Here is a 24,175-nt window from a genome sequence, read left to right as displayed (position 1 = left end):
TATAACTAATGAATAAACAAAAATTAGATTTTCCAATCAAATGTTTTAATATAGATCATTATACTTTGATTGTGCCTAATGCCAAAGTTGTTTCTGACTTTCATCAAAATGTGCTAGGGTACAAGTTAATAAACACAATTTTAGTTAATGCAGGTTCAGCTTCAGAAGGTAAGCATGATATGCTGAACTATGTTCTTGGGTGGCCAAATAATGAAAAAGGGGTAATGGTGGTAACTGAAGGCTTAACTAAGGAGTCTATTTTTCATAAGTTCTATGAGAAGTTTGGACAAGGCATACACCATGTAGCTTTTGAGGTAGATGATATTGAGGATATTTTTGAGCTATTAGTAACTAAAGGAATAGAAATGACTTCAGATAAGATCTTAAGAGATCCGTTATCAGGATTGAGACAATTTTTTATTTCAAATAAGTATACAGGTGTCTTCATTGAGTTGATAGAAAGAAAAAGTGAAACGGAGGATAAAACTTCTGAGAAACAAGGTTTCTTTACACATGATAATATGTCAGGATTAGCAAATACTATGAAGTCATATTTAGATGATCCTAACTTAAAAAACGATGATGATATTAAGTCTTTAGATAAAACAAATTATTTTGAAGTTAGTGAGTGTATTGAAGTTGATAGAATTGATAATATTCAAATTAACGTTGCTGAAGTTCAAAGTGCAAAAACGTTCCTAAACAGTGTTTTAGGGTTTAGTATAGAAGGTGAAAAAATGATTAACCCTAATGAAAAGGATAAGTTTTTGAGGTTAAGTGAAATTCAGGAATCTCAAAACGGAGTTATTCCGGTAGAATTAGCATTAAAAACATTCAATTTTGAGAAAAGCAAAAATATTCTTGAATCCTTGAATTTAGATTTTAAAGTTCAGGGAGGAAGCATAAGGTTAGAGAAAGAATATGCTGGTTATCCGTTAACCTTGTTGCATGACTAAAATTTTTAGCGTAGAGATTTTAGTTGAAAAAGTAAAATTAATAGAATTTTTAAAGAAACCTATTAATCTTAAATATTGGACCGTACATACCAATTTGGTTGTAATTGAAGATATATGCTATGAAATTACTAGTTCTACCGGAGAAAAAACAAAAATAAGTGTAACCAATAAGAATCATTATTTAGATGATTTTCTAGATTTCACATGGATTTTAGAAGGGGAAATTAAAAAACAATTTCGGTTTTTAATAAGAAATGGAAGCAATGGTAAAATGAGTGTGCAGGTATTTATTCCTTCCACTGCTTTAAGTAAAAAGTTATTAGATCTTCAAAGTTTATTAAACGTTGAGTTTAAAATATTGGAGCAGCTTCTAAATGATGGAAAATACGAACTCACGGAATCTGAGAAAAAGATAATGAAAGAATACACAATAAATAGGTTAATGACAGAGCAAGTGTTACCTAAATTCGAAGGAAAATTCAGTAACGAAGAAGATGCCTTAGAAAAGGTGAAAACAGATTTTGGACAAATGATTACTGTAAATTCTGTTGGGTGTTTGAACCCTAAATCAGCAGAAGATGTACAAAAGATAATAAAGTATTGTAATAGAAACGAAATTCCAGTTAACACAAGAGGGATGTCTCATTCGGCAAGCGGTCAGTGTTTAATAGATCTAGGTATAGTTATTAATATCAAGACCATGAATAAGATTCTTTCAATAGATTTTGATGGAAAAATGGGTTCTGTTGTTGTAGAAGGTGGTATTACTTGGGAAAAGCTTGTAAGAGAAACTCTAAAACTAAATGCAACCCCACCCACGCTTACAGATTGGCAAAAATTGACTGTAGGAGGAACCATTTCAACTGGAGGATTGGGCTTTATGAGTCATGATTCTGGAATCCAGGCAGATAATGTTCTTGAGTTAGAAGTTGTTTCTGGCGATGGTGAAATTAGAGTATGCTCGCGTACTGAGAATAGTGATCTTTTTAACCTTGTAAGGTCTGGATTAGGACAGTTTGGAGTAATTACAAAGGTTAAAATGAAATTAAATCGTGCTCCAAAAATAATGCACGTTACAAAATTACTTATTGATAATGTTAAGGAGTTTCATGATTTAAGTACTCAACTACTAAAAGAACCTGATTTTGAATGCATACATGCTTTTTTAATTCCCAATACAAGGGTTGAATTTGGAAAGAAAATGGGGCAAACTTTTGTTGCAGAAAATCCCGATTACGTTGCTGAAAAGTGCAAAAACGAAGAGGAGTTTAGCTTTTTTGTAGAATTGGTACAGTATGAATATGAAGATCAATGTTTTTTAGAAAAAGAAATTCCTTTGAATGGTTTAAAAAATAGTTATCAAGAAGATTTTTTTAGTTATGTAACAAAAGAGCCACCCTTAATAATTACTGAAAAGGAGAAGGGGAAAACAGCTCATCCAGAGTTAGCTACTTTTATACCGTTTTCACAGTTTTCTGGTTTTATGAATGAATTTCAATTGATGCATAAAGCTGCAGATATGAGTGATGGCCCTGTACTTGTTATTCCAATGAAATCGTCAAGCATTCAAACTCCTTTATTTGTAAAGCCTGAGGAGGATTTTTACTTTATTGGAATATTAAGAAATGCCTATCCAAATACAAAAGAGCGAGTAGGATATTTAAGTGAATTAAACAATGAATTGTATCAAATTGCTTTAAAATATGGAGGAAACAGATATCCTTGTGACAGTATTAATAAACCTGGAAACCCAGAAGAATGGGCGATACATTTTGGAAACCGCTGGCCTGATATGACAGCTGGTAAAATAAAGTTCGACCCTAAAAATACCTTTCACTCCATGTTAAATATATTCCATAAATAAAATAATTCAATTTAGATTATGATTTCTTTAGATAAAAATGAGCTCCCGTCTGATCTCCCAAAAAGTATCAAGGAAGAGGTAATTAGTAAGCTAATAATTTCTGACTGGAACAGATATCCAGTTGCAGAGCCACAAGAGCTTATAGCTTTAATTGCTCAATTAAATAGTGTTCCTGCCGATTCATTGATTCTAGGGAATGGGTCTTCGGGCTTAATTATGAGATTCTTAGGAGAGCTTTCAAAGCACTATAATAGAATTGTTACACCAAATCCAAGTTTCGAACTATTTGATATTTGCCCAAAATTATTCGATCTAAACCATATCCCTTGGGGTTTTAATGATGAATTAGATTATGATTATGCGGGGTTTCCTAGAGGTAAGAATTCAATTTATGTGTTTTGTACACCAAACAATCCAACAGGAACTTTAATTGATCCGGTATTTGTAGAAACTGAAGTAGCTAACGATCCATCTAGTGTTTTTTTAATCGATGAGGCATACGCAGAATTTGCGAATGATTCATACGCACATTTGACTCAAAAATATAACAATGTCATTGTTTTGAAAACATTCTCGAAAGCTTTAGGAGCTGCAGCAATTAGATTAGGGTATGCTATGTGTTCAGATACTATCAAGAAACAATTGAAAAAAAATGATCTTCCCTTTAAGTTCTCACCGTTTACTATTATTTCCGCCAAAGTGTTAATAAATAATTTTGAGAAAGTTATTCAACCTAGAATTGAAAGAATTATCGAAGCTCGTGAAAAAATGTTTCATACTTTAAATGAAATGCTTTTAGACAAGGATGTTAAGGTTTCTAAATCTCATGGAAATTTTATTCCGATTCGGTTTTACAATGAGAGCTTAAAAAATGAATTTATACAGCGATGTATTGATTCAGAGATAATAATTGGTAAAGTTAGAAATTATCCTAATTTTTTTCGAATAACAATCGGATCAGAACAAGAAAATAATAAAATCATTCAAATTATAGAAGGTTTAGTTGTAAAGCCTATTTGTATAGGTGATGGAGTATAGTAGTTGATTACTTGGAAAAACCGGTCAAATTGACCACCCGTTCCGGAGCAAATTGACCACAAGTTTTGTGGTTAATTAACGATTAAAAACGATTCATTTTTTCATGTTGTTAGAACCATACATTCGTTAAAAATATACGGATTATGGCAAACAAAATATCAGACATGAGTAAAATTAGAAAAGTAATTTAGAGTAATAATTTCGAATCAAACAGTATAATAAAAAAAAACGACGCAGAATACCTTCCACGTCGTTCCATTCATTTTTATTTAATTGATTTAGATACCTTCCACCATCAAACGAGTGTCTGGTAAATTTTTCAATGGCTGTATTTTAACCTCTGGTTTTGCCATTCTTGTAATTGCATTTATTGCAGCTGCAATAGCACCTTCTTGCCAACCAGGAAGGGAGGAAATTTGATCACCAACAATAAAAAAGTTAGCATTGCTCACATTTTTTGTTTCCGGATCTATAATTCCAGATCCTTGTGCAATAGCGTTAAATTGTTTCGTTGAGTAGTTCGCATCTCCAACGGCTTGCCAATATGCCCAGCCCCCTTTGATATTTGGCATATTTTGCCACGCTATGGCAACACCTTCTTCCAAGCCTTCGGCAAATTTATTACCGAATTTACTGGCATCATTTCGTGCTTTGGTAAGTCGCTCATCAACGGGTAATTTTCCCCAATCGTGTGCTACTTTATCAAAATTATATGCGCCAGTGAGCACGCCTTTTTCGTCTTGATATGCTGTAGATGGATACCAAATTTGTTGAATTTCATTGTCTGTCCAAGAGATTCCTCCAAAAATAGGTACAACTCCTACTTCGGATTTTTCCACTGCCATTGTCTTGAGATTTATTGGGCTTCCTTGCCATAAAGATCGATTTGCTTGCCAACCCACTTTGGAGGTACAGGCTAAAAAACGCGGAACGTATCCGTCTTTGCGAGGTTTATAACCTGGAGCTTGTGTTGGTTCAAATTGTGCCACAAAAACGGCTTCTAATGCCTCTTTAAATTCAGGTTCAAGTCCCGATTTTAGGAGATCAGAATCTAGAATGTTTTTCAAAAAAGGCATTGCAAGGTTGCAAACACAATAATCAGCTTCGTAATAGATCGGTTCTTCTGTTCCAACTTGTCCAACCGAAATGATGTACTTCTCTTTAGTTGAGTCCCATTTTATTTTTTTCACAGGACTATTCAAAAGAATATCTCCTCCCAAAGCAGCCACTTGTTGAGCAAAAGCGTGTTGCACCTGATCCATTCCTCCAACGGGTTGAAATAAAGTAGGTTGCCAAAGAAAATCTGTAGGTTGATAGAATTTCGTGCCTTCCCAAAATTTTGATTCGAGTAATTTGTCAAAACTCAAAACATCGGCTACAATTCCAGCTGCAACACCAGGTAAAACTTCATATCCAGCGCGTGTTTTTCCATCCTCGAAGCCAGGTGATCCAGCCGTTGCACTATAGGTTCCATCTACATCAAGCTCTCCGAAACTGATCATCAAACTTTGTAATTCTTCAATGCGTGTTTCAAGATTACTTTCACTAATTCCCACTTCTGAATTGCGAAGTAATTCTTCCGCATTTTTGTATACCATGTGCGCTAACCAACCTCTTGTGTTATGATCCAAACGACGGTAAACCATTGGTTTACCTCCAAAACTTTCGTCCTTTTGAACCAAATTAGATTCAGAGTTCATCACATATATTTCAACGTCTACCGAAAAACGTTTTAAGTAAGAAAGGAGCCGCTTGTGACTGCTTGGAATACGACCAGGACCTGCATTAAGGTAAGGTTCTGAGTCTCCCACTGGGCGTTTAAATCGAACAACTTGTGGTTTTCCAGGTTTCGAATCGAATAAATCACTGTTTTCATCTTCGATGAGTGTGTCCCCTGTGCGTAAGCTCATGCAGCGTCCTCCCGTTTTATGAGATGCTTCCAGAATGGTTACTTTTGCACCAGACTCTTGAGCGAGTAGTTCATACGCGGTGGTAAGTCCCCCAACACCTGACCCGATGATTATAACCTCCTTTCCTTCTAGTTGATTTGGACTAAGTTTAATCGCTTGATTGGTAATCTTGTCTTGCATTTTTGTTGCTTTAGCCAATGCGGCGAATGCAATTGATCTCGGATTGTTTTCTAAAAATTCCTGACGACTTTTGTACTGTCCCATTTTGTATAAATTTTATGTTAAAAAATAAAAAATTTGATTTCTATGGTATTCGTATTTTCTTTGGTTTAATCTCGAAAACGCTTTCTAACACTAGATTTTATTTTCTGAAATGAAATTAATGATTGAAAATAAAAAAAATGAAAAAGATGTCGTTAATGAAGATTTTTCTGTCGTGAATGGATGTTTTTTTGTTGTGAATAAAATTGATTTATTCCAATAAAATAAATTACTTAGAGTTATTGTACGAATGCGGTTTTATAAAGAAGATTAAAATATAAAAAAGTAAAGCCTACATTTATTTTGTAAGCCTTTTACTTTTTTTAATTAGATTTAAAAAGATTTCCAGAAGCTTTTGCTAATTGAATCTGCTTCTAAGTAATATCAGGTTCTGTCGCATCTAAAGCTAAGTTTTATCTTTGCCTTTTTTTGATGAATACGAAAGGTCATTGCTATCCGAAGTCTATTATACTACAGGCAGTATAATTTAAGCTTAGGTTTACATTAAGCTATCGGGATCTTGACACGATTTTGCCAAAAAACTTTTGAGTGTTTTTACAAAGTTTGAAAACTGTCTTAAAAGAAAAAAAACCTACGAATCTTAAGATTTGCAGGTTTTATTATATCAAAAAAAAAGTCCTGAAATATTTCAGGACTTTTTTAGTGGGGAGAGCAGGATTCGAACCTGCGAAGTTCACACAGCAGATTTACAGTCTGCCCTCGTTGGCCGCTTGAGTATCTCCCCGAAGCTTTGTATTTGTTGCGCTTTGTTATTCTAAGCGGTTGCAAATATAGGAAGGTTTTTGATGTTTGCAAACAAAAAACGAACTAAATTTTAAGTTGTACTTTTTTAAGTTGTAGTTAGACTGATAAAAGCTTATGTAAGAATGACTTTAAGAATTTCTTGGAATATTTTTTTTTTTGAAGGAAATATAGAAAGGAGGCTTCAGGACTGGTAAACTGATAAAAAAATGAAATTACGGCAAAAAAAAAGTCCTGAAAGATTTCAGGACTTTTAGTGGGGAGAGCAGGATTCGAACCTGCGAAGTTCACACAGCAGATTTACAGTCTGCCCTCGTTGGCCGCTTGAGTATCTCCCCCAAGGCTTTGTATTATTGCGCTTTGTTGTTCTAAGCGGTTGCAAATATAGGAACGTTTTTGATGTTTACAAACAAAAAATGAACTTAATTTTACGTTAGTTTTACATTGTTTTTTTAATTCGTTGGAATTGAATAAAGTAAAAATAAAGTTTTTTAGGCGCTTTATTGAAAGTAGGGTTATTTTTACAAGGTATAACTGGTTATTTGTTTGTTTTTTTGATTTTTTAAACGGTTTAATTACTGCTTCTTCGCAGAAAGCAACAATAAATGCCAGTTAAACCAAATAAATCTACTCTGTAATGTTTGACATTTCTTTGTGCAGGAATTTGCAGCTTTACAAAGATAGTTAGGTTTTGACCTTCTTTTGATAAGTTGCGTTTTCAAACTTTGCTAAATAGTTTTTTCTTTGAAATTAAGCGCTATTTTTTTTATTTGTTTAGTGAGTCAAAAGAAAGGTTGTTTGTGTTTTAAATGAAGATCATTGGGTTGATAAGATGTGTTTTGTTTTTTATCGATAATAGAGCATCTCTTTGGATTAGCCTTTAATTAAGTAGTACTATATAAAAGCAAAAAAATCTCCACTAGGGAGATTTTTTTGCTTTATTCTGAAAGGCAATATTATTTGGCTAAAAGCTCTATAATTTTGGCTCTTAATTCCGGACCTCTTAAATCCTGAGCAACTACTTTTCCTGATGCGTCAAGAATAAAAGTTGCGGGAATAGATTCAACACCATATTGTTTTGCAATTGGCTCGTCCCAAAATTTTAAGTTTGAAACTTGTGTCCAGGTTAGTCCGTCTTTTGCGATGGCTTCTTTCCAGGCAGCAGCTTCTTTGTCTAATGAAACTCCAATAATATTTAAACCTTTAGCGTGTAATTCTTTGTAAATAGCTACCACATTAGGGTTTTCTTTTCTGCATGGACCACACCATGATGCCCAGAAATCAACGATAGTTACTTTACCTAAACTTTCTTTAAGCGAAACTACTTTTCCTTGTGGATTTGGAGCTGAAAAATCTGCTCTTCATTTAGGGCTTCCAACAGGAGCTGCTGATGCACCAACTGCAGGATTTTTCATTTGTCCTAGTTTAGTTTTGATTTCTTTTCCAGGAGTAGAGTTTTTTAAAGACTCGTCTAAAGAGTTGTATAAACCTTCCGCTTTTTTGATGTCAGTACTTGGGTCATTAATCATGCTTTGAATGATTAAAGCAGAGATAAATGCTTTTGGGTGAGTCTCAGCGTAAGCTAAATATTTCTTTTTAGAATTTTCCTGAACTTCTGTTTGAAGTGTCATGTATTGTTTCATCAAGCTATTGATGGTTGCAGTATCTTGAGCTTGTTGAGCTTGTTGCATTTTTTGAGTGTTTTTCTTTTGGAAATCAACTAAACTTTTTTGAGTTTTTGTCATATCCTCATTGAATTTTACATACTCGTCATTGTTGTAAGTACCTGAAATTTTAGATTTGTGGATACTGTCTTTGTCAACTGCAACAGTAATTTCTCCTGTTTCTAAGATGAATGGAATTGGACCATTAGCTCCCTGAACAATTAATGTATGAAAAGCTGGTTCTGTTACTTTTCCTTTAATTTCGAATTTTCCGTTTTCAACTTTTACGGTGTCAAGAGATACAGCCATTTTTGTTGTTGGATCCTGACCTTGAAGAATGATTGTTTTTCCGTTTTCGATACCGGTTGCAGTTCCTGTAATTAGGTATTCTCCGTCTTTAACTTTGCTGCAAGAAATAATCGCTGCAGAAGCAGTTAGTAAAAAAAGTATTTTTTTCATTATAAAAAATTAATTAGTTAATTGATTTGTGCAACAAAAGTATTTAAAATTATAAAACATAAAGAATTTTGGAACCTAAAATTTTGTTATTGTTTTTTTAGGTTTAATTGTCATGTAATCAGAAGGTTTGTGGGGTTTATTTGATTTAAAACTCTTAATTATATCGTTATAATGAAAATAAATAACGCTTTTTTTAATTTTTACGCATAAAAAAAGCACTCCGTTGAGAGAGTGCTTCTGTAGATATTTTGGTGTAAATCTATTCTTGATTCGTTTTCTTTCTCCATGTGAAAGAATTAAGAATATGTCTTTTTGCAAATCTTCCAGGAGAATCAGCATTTACCATTTTAACGTAAGTTGCTTTAGGAACACTAATGTATTCGTAAACACTTCCGTTAGAGAAATCGATAATTAAACGACCTTCAACAAATTTATAATCAGTAATTGAACAAGTCGAAATCGTTTCAGTGTATTCCGGTAAATTAAGTTTAATCGTTTCAGGATTAATACTTACCAAGAAGTGATAAGCCTCAATAATAGCTTTACTTTTTTCTTCTGCAGCTTTTAAACCAGCATCATCACCTTGAAATTTATCAGGATGAGATTCTTTCATCGCATTACGATAGATTGTTTTTAAATCTTTTAATTCAGCAGTTTTGTCTACGTTTAGTAACTTGCGGTATTCAACTATTTTTTTCATAAATAAAAGGTAACTTCTTGTCTATTAGTTTGAAATGATTGTTTTTTACTTCAAAACGACAAATTTTTTGCAAAGGTACACTTTTTTTTAACTTTTTACTTTTGAGCGGAAAAATATTTGTTTTTGTTTGAGATTTATGATTGCAGGGTCTGAGTGTTGGGTCTAATTAATCGGAAAAACCGCAAGGTTTTTTTAAGATAAGATTTACTCCAAAAACGAAGTTCGCAAAGCTTCATAAATAAAAACTTTGCGAACTTCGCGTAAATCTTTGCAGTCTTTGTGTTAAAAGTGACCTGAAACCTGAAACCTGAAACTTGAAACTTGAAACCTGAAACTAATCTTTTATTACTTGTTCTCCGGCTTATTATTAGCCTTGTCAAAGTTTTTAGATTTTTTTGGATACTTATCATAGCTGATATCGCTTGGATTTTCGATAATAGATTTAATTGTGATCCAATCACCTATATTGAAGTTCGTATGTGCGATTTTATAATCTAAAAGATACTCACCACAAAAATAGTTGTTGTTTTCATCTTTTTCTATGATGCCCGTATAAATTCCTTTTTGCAGCATTTTCCCTTGTGGATCTTTAGACATGATTCTGTTTGTTTTAAAATTGAAGTTGCAAAGTTAATCAATATTATGTTTGTTTTAGGGAGTTCGTAACAATCTCAGTATATTTGCACATGCAAAAAAACTTCAAGCCACATCCTAATTCCTTTAAAAATACCTTTTGTGTTTTTCATGAAGTACTTTCAGATAAAATTGAAGGTTTAAAGAAACAGTTTGAGAGCAAAGCCGGAAGTGCTTATTATTATACGGAAGCCGGAATGTACCGGGTGTCTAATCATTGGGGAAGACTGGCCAACAGCAAATGGCGTTTGGTAGCAATGGTACCGGAAACTGCTTCCAAGACTAAAATAGGTTTTGCGGCCTGGAACGAATTTTATCCGGATAATGCTGAAGAAAAACTATACTATATCGAAGCTGATTTCGATCAGAATCTGGTAACCTATCAGCATAAGAAAAACCCAAATTATGATGGAAAACCTGTTTTAAGAACCAGTTTTGAAACAACGAAACGAATAAAACAAGTTCGCAATCTGCAACAGCTCACTTCATGGGCAAAGCATTTTGATTATGAAGATATTGATGAGTTGAGAAAGCAAATTATCAACGAGTTGATTTATACCGAGAAAACTTTAGACGAAATTAAAAGAGAAATATAATGGGACGCAACAACGAAAGGAACATCAAAAAGCATAATGACAAATTGCATAAAGCCCAGAACAAAGTAAAACAGGCTGAGATTGCACGCAAAGAAAAGCTTAAAGAAATTATTAAAAAGTTTAACGAGAGTAAAGAAGAATAAATGTTTCAAGTTTCAAGTTTTTTTGTTGGAACTTAAAATTAAGAATAACCTGAAACCTGAAACTTGAAACTTGAAACTTGAAACCTGAAACAAAAAAATAATACAATACAGATGAGTAAATACGAAGATTTAAAAGCAAGTGTCCAGGAAATTATTGATTTAATTGCTGCAAAGGACAATAGAGAAGCGAATAATAAATTGCTTGAAGTAAGCGATACCTTAGATGATATGCTGGATCATGCTGAAGAAGATGAAGATTTAAGAGAAATTAGCAGGTATCAGGTTTTATTGAATCAGTTGCATGTAAAAATTAATGGAGAAGAGCAGGTTGATGGAGAGTAAGAAGTGTTTTTGTGATACTGGATTATTGTTCGAAAATTGCTGTGGTCAGTATCTCGAAAACAATCAAAAAGCACCAACGGCCTTAGCTTTAATGCGTTCCAGATATTCGGCTTATGCCTGTCACAAGGCAGATTATCTATTAGAAACCACTTATATTTCGGAAAGAAAATATTATTCGAAGACCGAAATTTTAAAATGGGCAACAGCTAATAAATGGCAGAGACTCGAAATTTTGAGTTTTACTGAAAATACCGTCGAGTTCAAAGCTTATTTCTTGGATTCAGACCACAAACCACAAGTGCATTATGAGTTTTCGACTTTTAAATTCGAAAATAAGGAGTGGTTTTATGTTGATGGAAAGTTTGAATAATTGTCAAGCCTAACACTGTTAGTTGTTAGTTTTGGTTAGATATTTTAACTAAAAATTAATAAACGTTTCGTTTTTCATAATTCTAAAATAACGTAATTTTAAAATTATGAAAAACGAATTTAAAAAAGGTTTTTATTTTAAGTCGTACGAAGCTCCGTTTCAGTCTCCGTTTGAAAAGCTTTTTGGTATTTTTAAAGAGCTGATCACCCATACTTCGGGTGATTTTGACGAAGCAATCAGCTGGTTAAGGGAGTTAGACATAGAATACAAACTAACAGATGAGAACTACACTATCGATGATTTTATCGAAGATTTAAAAAAGAAAGGTTACATAAAAGACGAAGTTAAACCTGACGGAAGCGGTGGTTTTGGTATTACTGCCAAGACAGAACGCGCTATCAGACAACAGGCTCTGGATCAAATTTTTGGTAATTTAAAACGTTCCGGAAGTGGCAATCATAAAACCAAACATGCCGGAAATGGTGACGAACATACGGGGGAATTTCGTGAGTTTAGTTTTGGAGATGGTTTAGAACGAATTTCATTGACAGAAAGTCTGCGAAATGCCCAGATCAATAATGGCGTTGAAAGCTTCATGCTAACCGAAAATGATTTAGTGGTAGAAGAAACTCAATACAAAGCGCAAATGAGCACCGTTTTGATGATTGATATCAGTCACAGTATGATTCTCTATGGTGAAGACCGCATTACTCCCGCTAAAAAAGTTGCCATGGCTTTGGCCGAATTAATTACAACTCGTTATCCTAAAGATACACTCGATATTTTGGTTTTTGGAAACGATGCCTGGATCATCCCTATTAAAGATTTACCCTATCTGCAAGTAGGACCTTATCATACCAATACCGTTGCGGGACTGCAATTGGCCATGGATATTTTACGAAGAAAACGAAATACCAACAAGCAGATTTTTATGATTACCGATGGAAAACCCAGCTGCGTACGCGAGCGTGACGGTTCCTATTATATGAATAGTAATGGACTCGACGAATACATCGTTGATAAATGTTATGCACAGGCACAGCAAGCCAGAAAATTACACATTCCGATCACAACATTCATGATTGCAAACGATCCGTATTTACAGCGTTTTGTCAACCATTTTACCGAAGCGAATCAGGGAAAAGCATTTTACACCGGATTGAAAGGACTGGGAGAGATGATTTTTGAAGATTATGAAACGAATAGGAAGAAGAGAGTGAGGTAGTCTTTAGGCTTGGTTTCAGTCTCGGTCTCAGTTTCAGTCTCAGTGACGGTGTCCTGCTGAGCGAAGTCGAAGCAAGAGGTCATTAAAAGTTAAAAAAAAGCAAATTAGAAATTTTTCAATCAGTAAAAATGGAAATAAAAAATATAAAAACATTAGGACAGTTAAAAGTTGTTGGTTACAAAAGTATCAGTATTAAAGACGAATTACGCAATAATCTTCGTGAGAAAATAAAGTCAGGAAAACCTGTTTTTGAAGGTGTTCACGGTTTTGAAAATACGGTAATTCCAGAATTGGAGCGTGCCATTCTTTCCCGTCATAATATTAACTTATTAGGACTTCGCGGTCAGGCGAAAACACGTTTGGCACGTAAGATGGTTGAATTGTTAGACGAGTATATTCCGTTTGTTGCGGGATCGGAAATTAATGACGATCCGTTAAATCCTATTTCACGTTTTGCCAAAGATTTAATTGCGGAGAAAGGTGATGATACTCCGATTTCATGGCTGCATCGCAGTGAGCGTTTTTTCGAAAAATTGGCTACACCCGATGTTACCGTTGCCGATTTAATTGGAGATGTCGATCCGATAAAAGCTGCAAACTTAAAGCTTTCTTATGCTGATGATCGTGTCATTCATTTCGGAATGATTCCGAGAGCCAACCGTTCCATTTTTGTAATTAATGAGTTGCCGGATTTACAAGCCAGAATTCAGGTTGCTTTATTCAATATTTTGCAGGAAGGTGATATTCAGATCAGAGGATTTAAATTGAGAATGCCTTTGGATATGCAATTTATATTTACAGCCAATCCGGAAGATTATACCAATAGAGGAAGTATCGTAACCCCTTTAAAAGATAGAATCGGTTCGCAGATTCTTACACATTATCCTGAAAGCGTTGCCATTGCGAGAGTTATCACAGAGCAGGAAGCCAAACTGGATGAAACACAGCACAAATTAGTTTATGTGCCGGCTCTGGCCAGAGACATTTTAGAACAAATTAGTTTTGAAGCACGCGAAAGCGAATATATCGATAATAAAAGTGGTGTAAGTGCCAGAATGAGTATCACCGCTTTCGAGAATTTAATGAGTACCGCAGAACGTCGTGCTTTAAAAGCCGGAGTAGATAAAACCACTTTGCGTTTGTCTGATTTTGTAGGCATTATTCCTGCAATTACCGGGAAAGTAGAACTGGTTTATGAAGGAGAGCAGGAGGGAGCTGCCGTGGTAGCACAAAATTTAATTGGTTTAGCAATCAGAACTTTATTCCCAACGTTATTACCTCGAATAGAGAAACTTGAAAAACCAGGAGAAAAAACAACTTATTCAGATGTAATCGAATGGTTTTTTGCCGAAAGCGGCTTCGAATTGTTAGACGATGCTTCTGATTTAGAGTATCAGAACATTTTAGACGAAGTAACTCCGCTGGATGTTTTGTTGAAAAAATATTTGCCTCAATTGGATAAAAAAGATCAGTACTTCATGAAAGAATTTATTCTGTGGGGATTGGTTGAATACAAAAAACTGAGCAAAGACCGTTTTGCTCAAGGACATCAGTTTAAAGATATGTACGGAAGTTACATCAGCAAATTGTAGTTCATAATCTATTTTTTTTCTAACTAAACCCGACAAGTTTTAAAAAATCTGTCGGGTTTGAAATTTTTTTCATAATATATTGATATGTCAATTATATTTGTATCAAATAAAAAAGTATGCAACTCGAAAATCCAACCGGAACAGCTTTGTACTCATTAGAGAAAGCAATAAAAGAATACCGAAGACTAGCACAAAAAAACATTACCAAGGTCGTAAAAGATATTACCGTCGATCAATGCCTGGTCTTAATTATACTAAACAACAATCCGGACATTTCCCAAAATGAATTGGCTAATCTGGTATTTAAAGACAGTGCTTCCATTACGAGAATGATTGAGTTAATGGTGAAAAAAGAATATATAACCCGTACAATTCACTCTGTGGATCGAAGAAAATTTAATCTGGAAATCACTAAAAAAGGAAAAAAAACACTTGACGATATACAACCCGTTATTGAGATTAACAGGCAAACGGCGCTTGAGGGCTTGTCTCTGAAAGAAATAGCGTTACTGGATAAAACACTCCATAAAATAATCATTAACTGTAAAAATAATTAGCATGAAATCAGGATTAACACTAATCGTATTGTTGGTATTTACATTTGGATATTCACAAAAGGGGCTTAGTATACAATTAGAAAAATACATGGATGCACAATTTGCAGTTAATGATTTTTGCGGTACAGTATTGGTTTCTAAAAACGATTCGATACTTCTAAAAAAAGCATATGGCTTTGCGAATTATGAATGGAAAGTAAAAAATGTTGTCGATTCAAAATTTAGCCTGGCTTCAGTTTCGAAGCAATTTACGGCTGTTGCGATTTTGCAGTTAGCGGAGCATAAAAAACTATCATTAGAGGATCAATTGAGTAAGTACTTTGTTGGTTTTCCTAAAGGTGATGCCATCACTTTAAAAATGATGTTGACTCATAATTCAGGTTTTCAAATGGATTTTGACGAATTGTATTTGGTAAGAACAGATCTCGATAAAGATTCTGTTTGTACGTATCTGGCAAAAAAGCCTTTGCTGTTTGAGCCGGGAACCAGCACAGCCTACAGTAACATTGGATATTATTTATTAGCGCGCATTGTTGAAAAAGTATCGGGACAATCTTATGAAGAGTATTTAAAGCTAAACCTATTCGATAAAGCTAAAATGTACAATTCCGGAGTTTCTGCTAGTGATGCTGTAGTGGATAAAATGACTCAGTTGTATTATTTCAATGATGATAAATTAACTAAAAACCCATACATCAATTGGAATTTTAATCGTGGTCATGATGGTATATATTCAACTGTTGAAGATTTAAATTTGTGGAATAAAGCACTTTTCGATGGTCAGACTTTACTATCAGAGGAATCTAAGAAAAAGATGTTTACATCGTATAATGAACAGAACTTTGGTTTTGGCGTAATAATCAATCCTGTTTACAATCAGGGCCATCAATTAATTGCGCATGATGGTGGTTTTTTTGGGGCAATGACATCCTTTAACAAATTTACTGCCGATAAAGTTTTTATTACTGTTTTGTCCAACAACCAGTCAAAATCGTATTATATTGCTTATGGCCTTGCGGGAATATGTTTTGGGAAAGAGGTAGAGCTTCCGTACAAACACATTCAGGTAGCTGGAGATGCGAAGTCTTACGATCAATATATAGGGGAGTATGAAAATATTAAAATTGTAAAGAAGGAGAACAAATTGTATTATGCGGGTTCTACTATCGAATTGTTGCCGGAATCACAAACAAAGTTCTTTCGCTCAGATAATAATAATACGACATTAGAATTTATTAAAAATAGTAAAGGAAAAATTATACAGTTAGAAATTAAAAAGGCTGGAATAAAAGAAACAAAAAATAGAACAAAAGGAGTTTAAGCGTTATTTTTGCGTTCAAAATTTAATACTATGTTGTTTCTTATCCTCAGTATTTTGTGCAGTGTAATTGTAGGTGTCATTTTTAAAATAACCCGAAAATACAATACACATCCCACTCAGATTATTGCGTTCAATTATATTATTGCTTTAGCATTGTGCTATTTTACCTTTAGCCCAAATTTAAATGAAGTTGCTGCAAATGCTCCCTGGAATATTTACATTGCTATTGGGATATTATTGCCGGTAGTCTTTTTGTTTCTGGTAGCTTCCATAAAAAATGTGGGGATTGTGAAAACTGATACAGCCCAGCGATTATCGTTATTCATTCCAATTCTGGCGGCCTGGTTCATCTTTAAAGAAGAATTTAATACCTATAAAATTATTGGGTTACTAATTGGCTTTCTGGCGCTTTTACTCATCTTAAAAAAGCAGCCGGATACTACAGAGAATACATGGATTTATCCCGCGGTGGTTCTAATAGGTTTTGGCATTATTGATATTCTCTTCAAACAAATCGCTCTTTATACTACTTTGCCTTATCCAACCTCTTTGTTTGTGGTGTTCTGTATCGCTTTAGCAGTAGCGTTTTTAATCTCAATCTATGAAATTGGTATAAAAAAGAGGAAGCTGGACTCTAAAAATATTCTTTTTGGTGCCTTGGTGGGGATCTTCAATTTCGGAAATATTCTCTTCTACTTAAAGGCGCATAAAGCATTTGCTGAAAACCCATCAACAGTTTTTGCAGGAATGAACATGGGAGTTATTGTTTTAGGAAGTTTTGTTGGCTTGCTTTTTTTCAAAGAAAAATTATCTAAAATTAACTTTATCGGTATCTTTTTGGCTTTAATAGCAATCATTCTTATTGTTATTTCTCAGTTTAAATAAAATTTATCAAAGTGTATTGTGTTGATTAACAGGTGTCGTTTGTTAATTTTTTCATTTTATAAAAATAAACTCTACTAATTCTATAGAATTTATAAAATATATTTTATAGATTTGCAATAACAATGAAGAACTATAGTCAAAATATCATCTCATCTTTATGTGGCTTTACGATGTGTCGCATGCAGGACTATGTGATGAAATGGCGTTAATAGAGAAATTTACTTGTTATTTTTTTTTAGCCTTTCATGCACCAATGAAAGGCTTTTTTTAGAACTGGAAAAAAAGAAACAAAATGAGAACCAATAGATATACCAGTGTTATGATGCGACGCTGTTTTAGGAAAATCCCATGTTAGAGCAAGTATGAATAAACCTTAGAAAAGACTTTTGTAAAAGATAAAATATAATAACCCCAATTAAACGATATAATATGAGTGCAGAATTAATAAAACAGAACCCCTTTCAATCTATGATTGATCGTTTTAATGTTGCCGCAGACATTCTTAGATTAGACGAATCGATCAGGCAAAAACTCCAGCGTCCGGAAAAGCAAATTGTCGTTAATTTTTCAATTACCCTGGACAACGGTTCTGAAAAGAACTTTGAAGGTTATCGAATTATACACAATACTGCTTTAGGACCGTCAAAAGGTGGAATCCGATATGATAAGGGAGTAAACCTTGACGAAGTAAAAGCACTGGCTGCCTGGATGACCTGGAAATCGGCTGTGACCGGGATTCCGTTTGGAGGAGCAAAAGGCGGAATTATTTGTGATCCGACGACACTTTCTAAGAATGAATTAGAGAAAATTACAAGGGCTTATACCAAAGCTTTAATCGATATTTTCGGACCTGAAAAAGATGTTCCGGCTCCGGACATGGGAACGGGTCCCGATGAGATGGGATGGTTAATGGATGAGTTTTCGATACTTCATGGCAAAACAATTCACGCGGTAGTAACCGGAAAACATTTGCATTCCGGCGGTTCATTAGGCAGGGTAGAAGCAACAGGAAGAGGCGTTAGTATCATCACTTTATTAGCCCTTGAAAAATTAAAACTTAGACCTGCAAAATCTACAGTAGCCATTCAGGGTTTTGGAAATGTTGGATTGCATTCGGCCTTATTTTTATTTGAAAAAGGACTAAAAGTGGTAGCGGTTAGTGATGTTTCCGAAGCGTTTTACAATCCGGAAGGACTTAATATTCCCGAATTGATTTTGTATTATAATCTGAATAATAAAAGTATTAAAGGATATCCGAATTCCGTTGCTATTAAACATGAGGATTTATTGCTGTTAGAAGTGGATGTACTGATTCCTGCTGCCAAAGAAGATGTGATTACACAAAAGAATGCTAATGATATTCGGGCTAAAATTATTGTGGAGGGTGCCAATGGACCGGTTTCTTCCGATGCGGACAAAATACTACACGATAACAATGTTTTAGTGGTTCCGGATATTCTGGCCAATGCGGGCGGAGTTACGGTTTCATACTTTGAATGGCTTCAGAATTCGTTGCTGGAGTCCTGGAGAATTCATCAGATTAATACACGCTTGGAGGACATCTTACAAAAAGGATTTGAAACTGTTTTCAGAATTGCAGCCAAGCATAATGTTACACCACGTATTGCAGCTTATATTATTGCGTTGAAAAAGGTTGCCGACACGCAATCTGTAAAAGAAGTAGCGCTGGATACCCCGAAATTTAAGCAGAATTAAAAATTAGATTTTTAAATAGTAAAGATTGTTTTCATCAATTAATAAGAAGATTTTCAGCCGAAAAAGAACTTGTTGACTGATGAAAATGTCTTTGTTTTTATAAGGATATAGAAGTACTACTGCTTTGTGTTTTTTTATGAATTAAATAAGTATTTTTTAAAATGGAACATATTAATTTTCTAGCTTTCGCTATGCCTGCTTTTTTTCTCTTTCTCTTTTTAGAATACAAGCTTGCGCAACGACGAAAGAGACCGGAAATTTTTAATTATGAAAGTTCAGTTTCAAATATTAGCATTGGCATTGCAGAGCGTTTGATCAACTTGTTTGTGGCAGCCAGTTTTTATCAGTTGTATTATTTGATTTATGATAATTATCGATTTTTTGACATTTCGAGTACTATTTTTGTCTGGATTGCCTTAATTCTTGCCACCGATTTTGTCTGGTATTGGTACCACCGGTTGGGGCATGAAGTTAATTTTTTCTGGGCAGCACACATCGTACATCATCATAGCGAAGAGTTTAATTTTACCGCGGCCGCCAGAATTACGACTTTTCAGGCCGTGATTAGAACAGGATTTTGGTGTGTACTGCCGCTTATTGGTTTTCACCCCTCTATGGTTATTACCATGCTGATTGTACACGGAGCTTATTCTTTTTTTACGCATACACAGCTTGTTGGCAGAATAAAATGGCTGGAGTATGTTTTTGTTACGCCTTCTGTACATGGCGTACATCACGCGTCTGATGAGAAGTATCTCGATAAAAATTATGGCGATATGTTTACCTTTTGGGATCGTCTTTTCGGAACTTTTCAGGAAGAGGAAGAAAAACCAAAATACGGTTTAACACATCCACTCAAAACGTATAGTTTCTTGTGGCAGCATTTTCATTACTATTTTGAGATTTATGAACTGTGGAAGCGCTCAACAGGGTTTAAAGCAAAATGGAAAGCGGTATTTGGCAGTCCTGCCCATATGGATCAGGATATTCGACCAACCTTAGAGAAACGTTTTCTACAGGACAAAGCTAATCCGCATCAGAGGCTTCGATTTAAAAATTACCTCTATATCCAGCTTGGGGTTTCCACGCTGCTTTTAACGGTTTTTACGTATTGTTTTGAGTGGTTAAATGTCTCGGACAAAATTTTTGTGCTGTCAATTATTCTGGTAACACTAGTGAATTGCGGAGCATTATTGGAACAAAGAAGATGGATTTATTATCTGGAATACCTGAGAATTTTTATGGTAACCACTTATTTTTTGTACGAAGAAAATTTGCTTTCCTTTTTCTTTATCCCGCTTGCCATTATGATTTTTGCCGAACAATTATTCTCACTTAGTAAACATTACCAGGAAGTTGTATTGCAATTGGAAACTTCTGAATAGTATAAATAATCGCCACGAATGCACGAATTTGTATTTCAAATAATTCGTGTATTCGTGGCGAAAAAACACGGACGTTTGTTATTTGTAGCAAACTTATAACCTTGAAACCTTTTAGAATCTTAATTTTTCGGTGCCTCGCGATTATGATTTTTGCCGAGCAATTATTCTCACTTAGTAAACATTACCAGGAAGATGTACTGCAATTGGAAACTTCTGAATAGTATAAATAATTGCCACGAATGCACGAATTTGTATTTCAAATAATTCGTGCATTCGTGGCGAAAAAATTCAGGTATCTATCATCCTAAGTGATAAAAATATAATATTTAAAGTAAATGAGAAATAATCACTCAATTCAGTTTTATTTAATTTTACTTTGTGTTAATGTATTTGATTATCAATTGTGTATGTTGTCTTTTGCATTGAATTTGTATCAGTTTTAATGGTATTGGAATCTGGAAAAAGGACTAATTCTGATTTGGAGAATTTTCCTCAAGAGGGTTTGAAAATTTCATTTTTAAATCAGATTGGCTATATTTGAGAGTAAATTCTCAAAATATAAAATGGAAAAAAAATTAAAGCAATTCTTTGTAAAGTCTTTTTTGGTACTGCTGTTCATTCATTTAGGGTATTTTTTATATGGTTTTTTTACCTTTAAAGGCATTGCCAATATCAATTCCTATTTTGAATTTTACAGATTTAAATTTTATGATGATGTTTCCATTTCCCATTTTTTCATCAGCGGTTTGTTTTTATTTTTCTTCCTGATATTTTTGGTTAGATATCATTCCCGATATACCTATTCTTTGACCAATCTGCTTAAAACCGGTTTGGTATTACTGCTGATTTGTTTTCTGAGTTTTTCATTTTTCATCAGTTATAGCTTTGGATTGAATGCCAAATTAAGGAGCGAACTTCCGGAAGTTAATTTCAACAAAGACAAAACTTTACTGAATGTTTTAAATCCGTTTTTATACAATTATACTTCTTACAGTTCTGAAAAGTTGTTTAATCCGGTTAATATCTTATATCCAAAACCCTATCCTGTCACGGAGGTAGTGGATAGCGTTTTAATAGCAAATGGTTATTACAACACAGAGAGCACGTATTACAGCATCGATACTTTGAAAGTGCTTACAACCGATTTAGATAAAGCCTCGATCGTAACCAGTAAGATTCTGGACGAAATTGGTTTAGATAAAAAAGAACTTTCGAAGCGAATTATAGCCAAAAAAGTGATTAAAGACAGTGCAGAGATCCTATTCAGAGGTGTTGAGGTACAGCCTCAATACGACGATAGCATTTGTATTTTTCTCGAAAATAAATCATTGTTTAAACCGGTAGAAGGAATTGCAGCAGAAAAACAACAGTACGATGCCGCTGTACAACGTTATAAATTGCTCTACAAATACAGTAAAGACTCGTTGCAGTTGAATTTTCAGAAGCTGGATACTCTTTTAAAAAAGTATAAAATCGAGAGTAGTATTGTTCCCAAAAAACTTGTCGCAGATGCATTTTATTTTAGAGAACATCGCGATGAAGTACTCAATACAATTCGAAACAGCTTTGACCGAAAAGCACTGATGGAGAAGTTTATCACTTTTGATAAGTTGTTTTACGAATCCAACTATTTACATCCGTCAATTATTGGGATGTATTTTGGCGTGATTGCAAGCGTTTGGCTGATTCTTTTTTTAGTGTATGTTTTGTTTAATCGCAGAAATAGAAGTTAGGGAAAGATTATCCTCTCCATTGTTTTTATACCCTGTTGTAATCTGCTCTCCAGTGCACGATGGCTTTTTTTATAGCGTCTCCGGTAAGGTTATTTTTAAGAGCATCTTCCAAAAGCGGTAGGATTTCGTTATCTGGAGCAAATCTCAAAGCAAAAATCTGATCGTCGGTTAGTTTGTACTCGAATTCTTCAAGCCTTTTTCCGGTAAGGCTCAAATAACGATAACGAAGTTCGAGCCTCACAATTCGGTTTTGAAGCGTCAGGGCGTAATGCTGGCGCAGCATATAGGCGAGAAAAAACAGAAATAGAAAACAAACACTTATAAAAGACCAAATAAGTGTATTTTGGGTAGTACAGGCAAAGTAAATACTGCAGCCTAAGAATAGTGCTAAAACCGGATAATAAACAAAATGATGTGGGCTATAAAACCGAACATGATTGTAGTAAGTTTGGATTTTCATAATGATATCGTTTTGGTTTCCGATTAAGTAACAAGGCTACTCCGGAAGAGAATAGCTTATTCAAAGAAAAAATAACGCAATCAATGTTTTTTACAACTTAAATGTATTAAAAAAAATTAATCTGTGTGACGTGTCGAGGTATTATTATGATGTGGATCAACGGAAATTTTCCACTCCTGAAGTTTAGATTCATAGCTTTTACCCGCATTTGCCGGACTTGTTGAGGGTAATGTAATCAAGTGATATTTTTTTTTCAGTTGGACATATTTTTTAAAGAATGCCGCTGCTTTTTGTCCGTTAAAAAGAATGGTTGTGATATTGGGATGTTCTTCTAAAAAGGTTTCAAAATCGTTAGGGGTTTCATTTTTAATAGCACTGTCCAAACTCCCTATTCTGTCACAATGCTGTAACACATCCCACACCGCAATGTTATTTTTTTGCAGCAAAGCTTTTCGGGTTTCATAATCAGCAGAGAGATCCTCTTTCAAAATAACGAACATAAATTTCCAGAAATTATTCTGATTGTGACCGTAATATTGATTCAGTTCCAATGATTTGGTTCCGGGCATGGTGCCCAAAATCAGAATAACAGCATCTTTGTTGGATATGGGCGGGAAAGAAAAACTTTTCATGAAGTACTGTTTTTGTAAAGCAGTAAAGTAAAGATTTTAAAAGTTACTTTTAAAGAGTTTCATTAAAACTTTGAAGTCAAATTAATTTGGATTACAGCTTGTGTTTTGCTTTCTTTTTTTTTGAAGTTTGTCTATGGTTTATCTTTTCCGGAGGATGCCTTTTTAGCGTCTTCTTCTTTTTGTTTTTCCTGTTTTTGTTTTTCTTCTTTGGCTTTTTCCTCTTTTTCTTTATTGATTTTTTCCTGTTGTTCTTCTTTTTTCTCTTTAGCTTCTTCTTTCTGTTTTTCCTTTTCTTTCTCTTTTTTCCTGAAATAACCTCTCAGCAGAAAGTTATTTTTGGCAGCTTCCATATTATCACTAAAACCTTTGGTACCGCTTTCCAGATTCGAAAGGGTATTCGAAACGCTATTGGCCATTTTATCATCGCGGACTAATCGTGCCAGGGCACCGTTTCCGTTATTCATACTATGACTAAAAGTGGCAAGTTCATCAGAAATGACTCCAACATTATCAACGCTTTTTTTGACACTTTTCATGATGTCCTGCATTTCTATTCCGTCAATTGAAGCAATGGCTCCGTTGTTTTCGATTATTTTTTGTGATTTTATGCCGGGAGAAATAGTGAGAACCTTGTCGCCCATCAATCCGTCAGAACCAATGCTGGCACGAGCGTCTGTTTTGATGAATTTTCTAACATCGTCTTTAATCACCATTAAAACCACGACAGACGAATCATTAATCAGTCTGATTTCTTCGACCGTACCAATGTTAATTCCTGAAAAACGTACATTATTGCCCACTTCCAAACCGCTCACAGTTTTAAATCGGGAGCTGATGTGAAAGGTGGAACCAAAGAGGTTCTTTTGTTTCCCTATAAAGTAAATGGCTATTATAAAAAGTAACAATCCAATTGCTACAAACATTCCCAATTTCCAGGTATATCCAGATTGTCTATCCATGATTTCTACTAT

At 34.3% G+C, this 24,175-nt stretch carries 22 protein-coding genes, 2 tRNA genes and 1 pseudogene; 15 read left to right on the top strand and 10 right to left on the bottom strand.

The annotated features are described in order from the left end of the window. The first annotated feature begins 8 nt into the window (after window positions 1–8). Genes OLM58_RS20910 through OLM58_RS20900 form a run of 3 tightly spaced genes read left to right on the top strand, consistent with a single transcriptional unit; the run spans window position 9 to window position 3,858 of the window. Window positions 9–956: a VOC family protein gene (locus OLM58_RS20910; RefSeq protein WP_264530483.1), complete on the top strand. Its 948-nt coding sequence runs from the start codon at window positions 9–11 to the stop codon at window positions 954–956. Further along, the gene (locus OLM58_RS20905; RefSeq protein WP_264530482.1) at window positions 949–2,820 is read left to right on the top strand and encodes an FAD-binding protein; all 1,872 of its coding nucleotides are present in this window, start codon (window positions 949–951) and stop codon (window positions 2,818–2,820) included. The genes OLM58_RS20910 and OLM58_RS20905 overlap by 8 nt, the downstream gene beginning before the upstream one ends. An 18-nt stretch (window positions 2,821–2,838) precedes the next feature. After that, entirely contained in the window at window positions 2,839–3,858 is a 1,020-nt protein-coding gene (locus OLM58_RS20900) for a pyridoxal phosphate-dependent aminotransferase (RefSeq protein ID WP_264530481.1), read from the top strand. A gap of 278 nt (window positions 3,859–4,136) precedes the next feature. On the opposite strand, the gene OLM58_RS20895 is transcribed toward OLM58_RS20900, so the two are convergent. From OLM58_RS20895 to OLM58_RS20865, 7 genes and pseudogenes are all read right to left on the bottom strand, one after another. Then, a complete protein-coding gene (locus tag OLM58_RS20895) occupies window positions 4,137–6,032 on the bottom strand; it encodes a flavin monoamine oxidase family protein (RefSeq protein ID WP_264530480.1) in 1,896 nt (631 codons plus the stop codon). 661 nt (window positions 6,033–6,693) lie between these two features. Next, a tRNA-Tyr gene (locus OLM58_RS20890) sits at window positions 6,694–6,774 on the bottom strand. A gap of 274 nt (window positions 6,775–7,048) precedes the next feature. After that, a tRNA-Tyr gene (locus OLM58_RS20885) sits at window positions 7,049–7,129 on the bottom strand. A gap of 618 nt (window positions 7,130–7,747) precedes the next feature. Next, window positions 7,748–8,134: pseudogene (locus OLM58_RS20880) on the bottom strand (peroxiredoxin family protein); the annotation flags it as partial. Window positions 8,135–8,152: 18 nt separating this feature from the next. Then, window positions 8,153–8,914 (bottom strand): DUF4369 domain-containing protein, encoded by a 762-nt coding sequence (locus tag OLM58_RS20875; RefSeq protein WP_264530479.1) that lies wholly within the window; start codon window positions 8,912–8,914, stop codon window positions 8,153–8,155. Window positions 8,915–9,173: 259 nt separating this feature from the next. Next, window positions 9,174–9,614: a KTSC domain-containing protein gene (locus OLM58_RS20870; RefSeq protein WP_017495548.1), complete on the bottom strand. Its 441-nt coding sequence runs from the start codon at window positions 9,612–9,614 to the stop codon at window positions 9,174–9,176. A 345-nt stretch (window positions 9,615–9,959) separates the two neighbouring features. Then, on the bottom strand, window positions 9,960–10,211 hold the full coding sequence (locus OLM58_RS20865; protein WP_017495549.1) for a hypothetical protein: 252 nt from the start codon (window positions 10,209–10,211) through the stop codon (window positions 9,960–9,962). Between the two features lie 89 nt (window positions 10,212–10,300). Between OLM58_RS20865 and OLM58_RS20860 the strand changes: the two genes are divergently transcribed. From OLM58_RS20860 to OLM58_RS20805, 12 genes are all read left to right on the top strand, one after another. Next, window positions 10,301–10,843: a hypothetical protein gene (locus tag OLM58_RS20860; protein ID WP_070908223.1), complete on the top strand. Its 543-nt coding sequence runs from the start codon at window positions 10,301–10,303 to the stop codon at window positions 10,841–10,843. Then, window positions 10,843–10,986: a hypothetical protein gene (locus OLM58_RS20855; protein WP_173967417.1), complete on the top strand. Its 144-nt coding sequence runs from the start codon at window positions 10,843–10,845 to the stop codon at window positions 10,984–10,986. The genes OLM58_RS20860 and OLM58_RS20855 overlap by 1 nt, the downstream gene beginning before the upstream one ends. 111 nt (window positions 10,987–11,097) lie before the next feature. Further along, on the top strand, window positions 11,098–11,328 hold the full coding sequence (locus OLM58_RS20850; protein WP_070908224.1) for a hypothetical protein: 231 nt from the start codon (window positions 11,098–11,100) through the stop codon (window positions 11,326–11,328). Next, entirely contained in the window at window positions 11,300–11,698 is a 399-nt protein-coding gene (locus OLM58_RS20845) for a YchJ family protein (RefSeq protein ID WP_264530478.1), read from the top strand. Before OLM58_RS20850 ends, OLM58_RS20845 begins: the two co-directional genes overlap by 29 nt. Before the next feature lie 106 nt (window positions 11,699–11,804). Further along, entirely contained in the window at window positions 11,805–12,923 is a 1,119-nt protein-coding gene (locus tag OLM58_RS20840; protein ID WP_264530477.1) for a vWA domain-containing protein, read from the top strand. A 128-nt stretch (window positions 12,924–13,051) separates the two neighbouring features. After that, the gene (locus OLM58_RS20835) at window positions 13,052–14,515 is read left to right on the top strand and encodes an AAA family ATPase (protein WP_264530476.1); all 1,464 of its coding nucleotides are present in this window, start codon (window positions 13,052–13,054) and stop codon (window positions 14,513–14,515) included. A 116-nt stretch (window positions 14,516–14,631) separates the two neighbouring features. Then, window positions 14,632–15,072, top strand: coding sequence for a MarR family winged helix-turn-helix transcriptional regulator (locus tag OLM58_RS20830; protein WP_264530475.1), 441 nt, complete (start codon window positions 14,632–14,634; stop codon window positions 15,070–15,072). A 1-nt stretch (window position 15,073) separates the two neighbouring features. Next, window positions 15,074–16,393, top strand: coding sequence for a serine hydrolase (locus tag OLM58_RS20825; RefSeq protein WP_264530474.1), 1,320 nt, complete (start codon window positions 15,074–15,076; stop codon window positions 16,391–16,393). 30 nt (window positions 16,394–16,423) lie between these two features. Next, complete coding sequence (locus tag OLM58_RS20820) at window positions 16,424–17,278, top strand: EamA family transporter (RefSeq protein WP_264530473.1); 855 nt, start codon at window positions 16,424–16,426, stop codon at window positions 17,276–17,278. Window positions 17,279–17,707: 429 nt separating this feature from the next. Then, window positions 17,708–18,994, top strand: coding sequence for a Glu/Leu/Phe/Val family dehydrogenase (locus tag OLM58_RS20815; protein ID WP_264530472.1), 1,287 nt, complete (start codon window positions 17,708–17,710; stop codon window positions 18,992–18,994). A gap of 161 nt (window positions 18,995–19,155) precedes the next feature. After that, entirely contained in the window at window positions 19,156–20,379 is a 1,224-nt protein-coding gene (locus OLM58_RS20810) for a sterol desaturase family protein (RefSeq protein WP_264530471.1), read from the top strand. A gap of 563 nt (window positions 20,380–20,942) precedes the next feature. After that, window positions 20,943–22,112 (top strand): hypothetical protein, encoded by a 1,170-nt coding sequence (locus OLM58_RS20805; RefSeq protein ID WP_264530470.1) that lies wholly within the window; start codon window positions 20,943–20,945, stop codon window positions 22,110–22,112. 25 nt (window positions 22,113–22,137) lie between these two features. Here OLM58_RS20805 and OLM58_RS20800 read toward each other — a convergent pair whose 3' ends face one another. From OLM58_RS20800 to OLM58_RS20790, 3 genes are all read right to left on the bottom strand, one after another. Next, window positions 22,138–22,572 (bottom strand): DUF6526 family protein, encoded by a 435-nt coding sequence (locus OLM58_RS20800; RefSeq protein WP_264530469.1) that lies wholly within the window; start codon window positions 22,570–22,572, stop codon window positions 22,138–22,140. 116 nt (window positions 22,573–22,688) lie between these two features. After that, entirely contained in the window at window positions 22,689–23,204 is a 516-nt protein-coding gene (locus OLM58_RS20795; RefSeq protein WP_264530468.1) for a DNA-deoxyinosine glycosylase, read from the bottom strand. 131 nt (window positions 23,205–23,335) lie between these two features. Next, the gene (locus OLM58_RS20790; RefSeq protein WP_264530467.1) at window positions 23,336–24,163 is read right to left on the bottom strand and encodes an MlaD family protein; all 828 of its coding nucleotides are present in this window, start codon (window positions 24,161–24,163) and stop codon (window positions 23,336–23,338) included. Window positions 24,164–24,175: the final 12 nt, after the last annotated feature.

It is taken from the genome of Flavobacterium sp. N502540, from assembly GCF_025947365.1.
GTDB lineage: Bacteria > Bacteroidota > Bacteroidia > Flavobacteriales > Flavobacteriaceae > Flavobacterium.
This window is presented reverse-complemented; position numbering and strand designations above follow the sequence as displayed.

What these genes read in the sequence shown, in the direction of transcription:
- OLM58_RS20910 (WP_264530483.1), top strand. Translation starts at nt 9, where the DNA reads ATGAATAAACAAAAATTAGATTTTCCAATCAAATGTTTTAATATAGAT.
- OLM58_RS20905 (WP_264530482.1), top strand. Translation starts at nt 949, where the DNA reads ATGACTAAAATTTTTAGCGTAGAGATTTTAGTTGAAAAAGTAAAATTA.
- OLM58_RS20900 (WP_264530481.1), top strand. Translation starts at nt 2,839, where the DNA reads ATGATTTCTTTAGATAAAAATGAGCTCCCGTCTGATCTCCCAAAAAGT.
- OLM58_RS20895 (WP_264530480.1), bottom strand. Translation starts at nt 6,032, where the DNA reads ATGGGACAGTACAAAAGTCGTCAGGAATTTTTAGAAAACAATCCGAGA.
- OLM58_RS20875 (WP_264530479.1), bottom strand. Translation starts at nt 8,914, where the DNA reads ATGAAAAAAATACTTTTTTTACTAACTGCTTCTGCAGCGATTATTTCT.
- OLM58_RS20870 (WP_017495548.1), bottom strand. Translation starts at nt 9,614, where the DNA reads ATGAAAAAAATAGTTGAATACCGCAAGTTACTAAACGTAGACAAAACT.
- OLM58_RS20865 (WP_017495549.1), bottom strand. Translation starts at nt 10,211, where the DNA reads ATGTCTAAAGATCCACAAGGGAAAATGCTGCAAAAAGGAATTTATACG.
- OLM58_RS20860 (WP_070908223.1), top strand. Translation starts at nt 10,301, where the DNA reads ATGCAAAAAAACTTCAAGCCACATCCTAATTCCTTTAAAAATACCTTT.
- OLM58_RS20855 (WP_173967417.1), top strand. Translation starts at nt 10,843, where the DNA reads ATGGGACGCAACAACGAAAGGAACATCAAAAAGCATAATGACAAATTG.
- OLM58_RS20850 (WP_070908224.1), top strand. Translation starts at nt 11,098, where the DNA reads ATGAGTAAATACGAAGATTTAAAAGCAAGTGTCCAGGAAATTATTGAT.
- OLM58_RS20845 (WP_264530478.1), top strand. Translation starts at nt 11,300, where the DNA reads ATGGAGAAGAGCAGGTTGATGGAGAGTAAGAAGTGTTTTTGTGATACT.
- OLM58_RS20840 (WP_264530477.1), top strand. Translation starts at nt 11,805, where the DNA reads ATGAAAAACGAATTTAAAAAAGGTTTTTATTTTAAGTCGTACGAAGCT.
- OLM58_RS20835 (WP_264530476.1), top strand. Translation starts at nt 13,052, where the DNA reads ATGGAAATAAAAAATATAAAAACATTAGGACAGTTAAAAGTTGTTGGT.
- OLM58_RS20830 (WP_264530475.1), top strand. Translation starts at nt 14,632, where the DNA reads ATGCAACTCGAAAATCCAACCGGAACAGCTTTGTACTCATTAGAGAAA.
- OLM58_RS20825 (WP_264530474.1), top strand. Translation starts at nt 15,074, where the DNA reads ATGAAATCAGGATTAACACTAATCGTATTGTTGGTATTTACATTTGGA.
- OLM58_RS20820 (WP_264530473.1), top strand. Translation starts at nt 16,424, where the DNA reads ATGTTGTTTCTTATCCTCAGTATTTTGTGCAGTGTAATTGTAGGTGTC.
- OLM58_RS20815 (WP_264530472.1), top strand. Translation starts at nt 17,708, where the DNA reads ATGAGTGCAGAATTAATAAAACAGAACCCCTTTCAATCTATGATTGAT.
- OLM58_RS20810 (WP_264530471.1), top strand. Translation starts at nt 19,156, where the DNA reads ATGGAACATATTAATTTTCTAGCTTTCGCTATGCCTGCTTTTTTTCTC.
- OLM58_RS20805 (WP_264530470.1), top strand. Translation starts at nt 20,943, where the DNA reads ATGGAAAAAAAATTAAAGCAATTCTTTGTAAAGTCTTTTTTGGTACTG.
- OLM58_RS20800 (WP_264530469.1), bottom strand. Translation starts at nt 22,572, where the DNA reads ATGAAAATCCAAACTTACTACAATCATGTTCGGTTTTATAGCCCACAT.
- OLM58_RS20795 (WP_264530468.1), bottom strand. Translation starts at nt 23,204, where the DNA reads ATGAAAAGTTTTTCTTTCCCGCCCATATCCAACAAAGATGCTGTTATT.
- OLM58_RS20790 (WP_264530467.1), bottom strand. Translation starts at nt 24,163, where the DNA reads ATGGATAGACAATCTGGATATACCTGGAAATTGGGAATGTTTGTAGCA.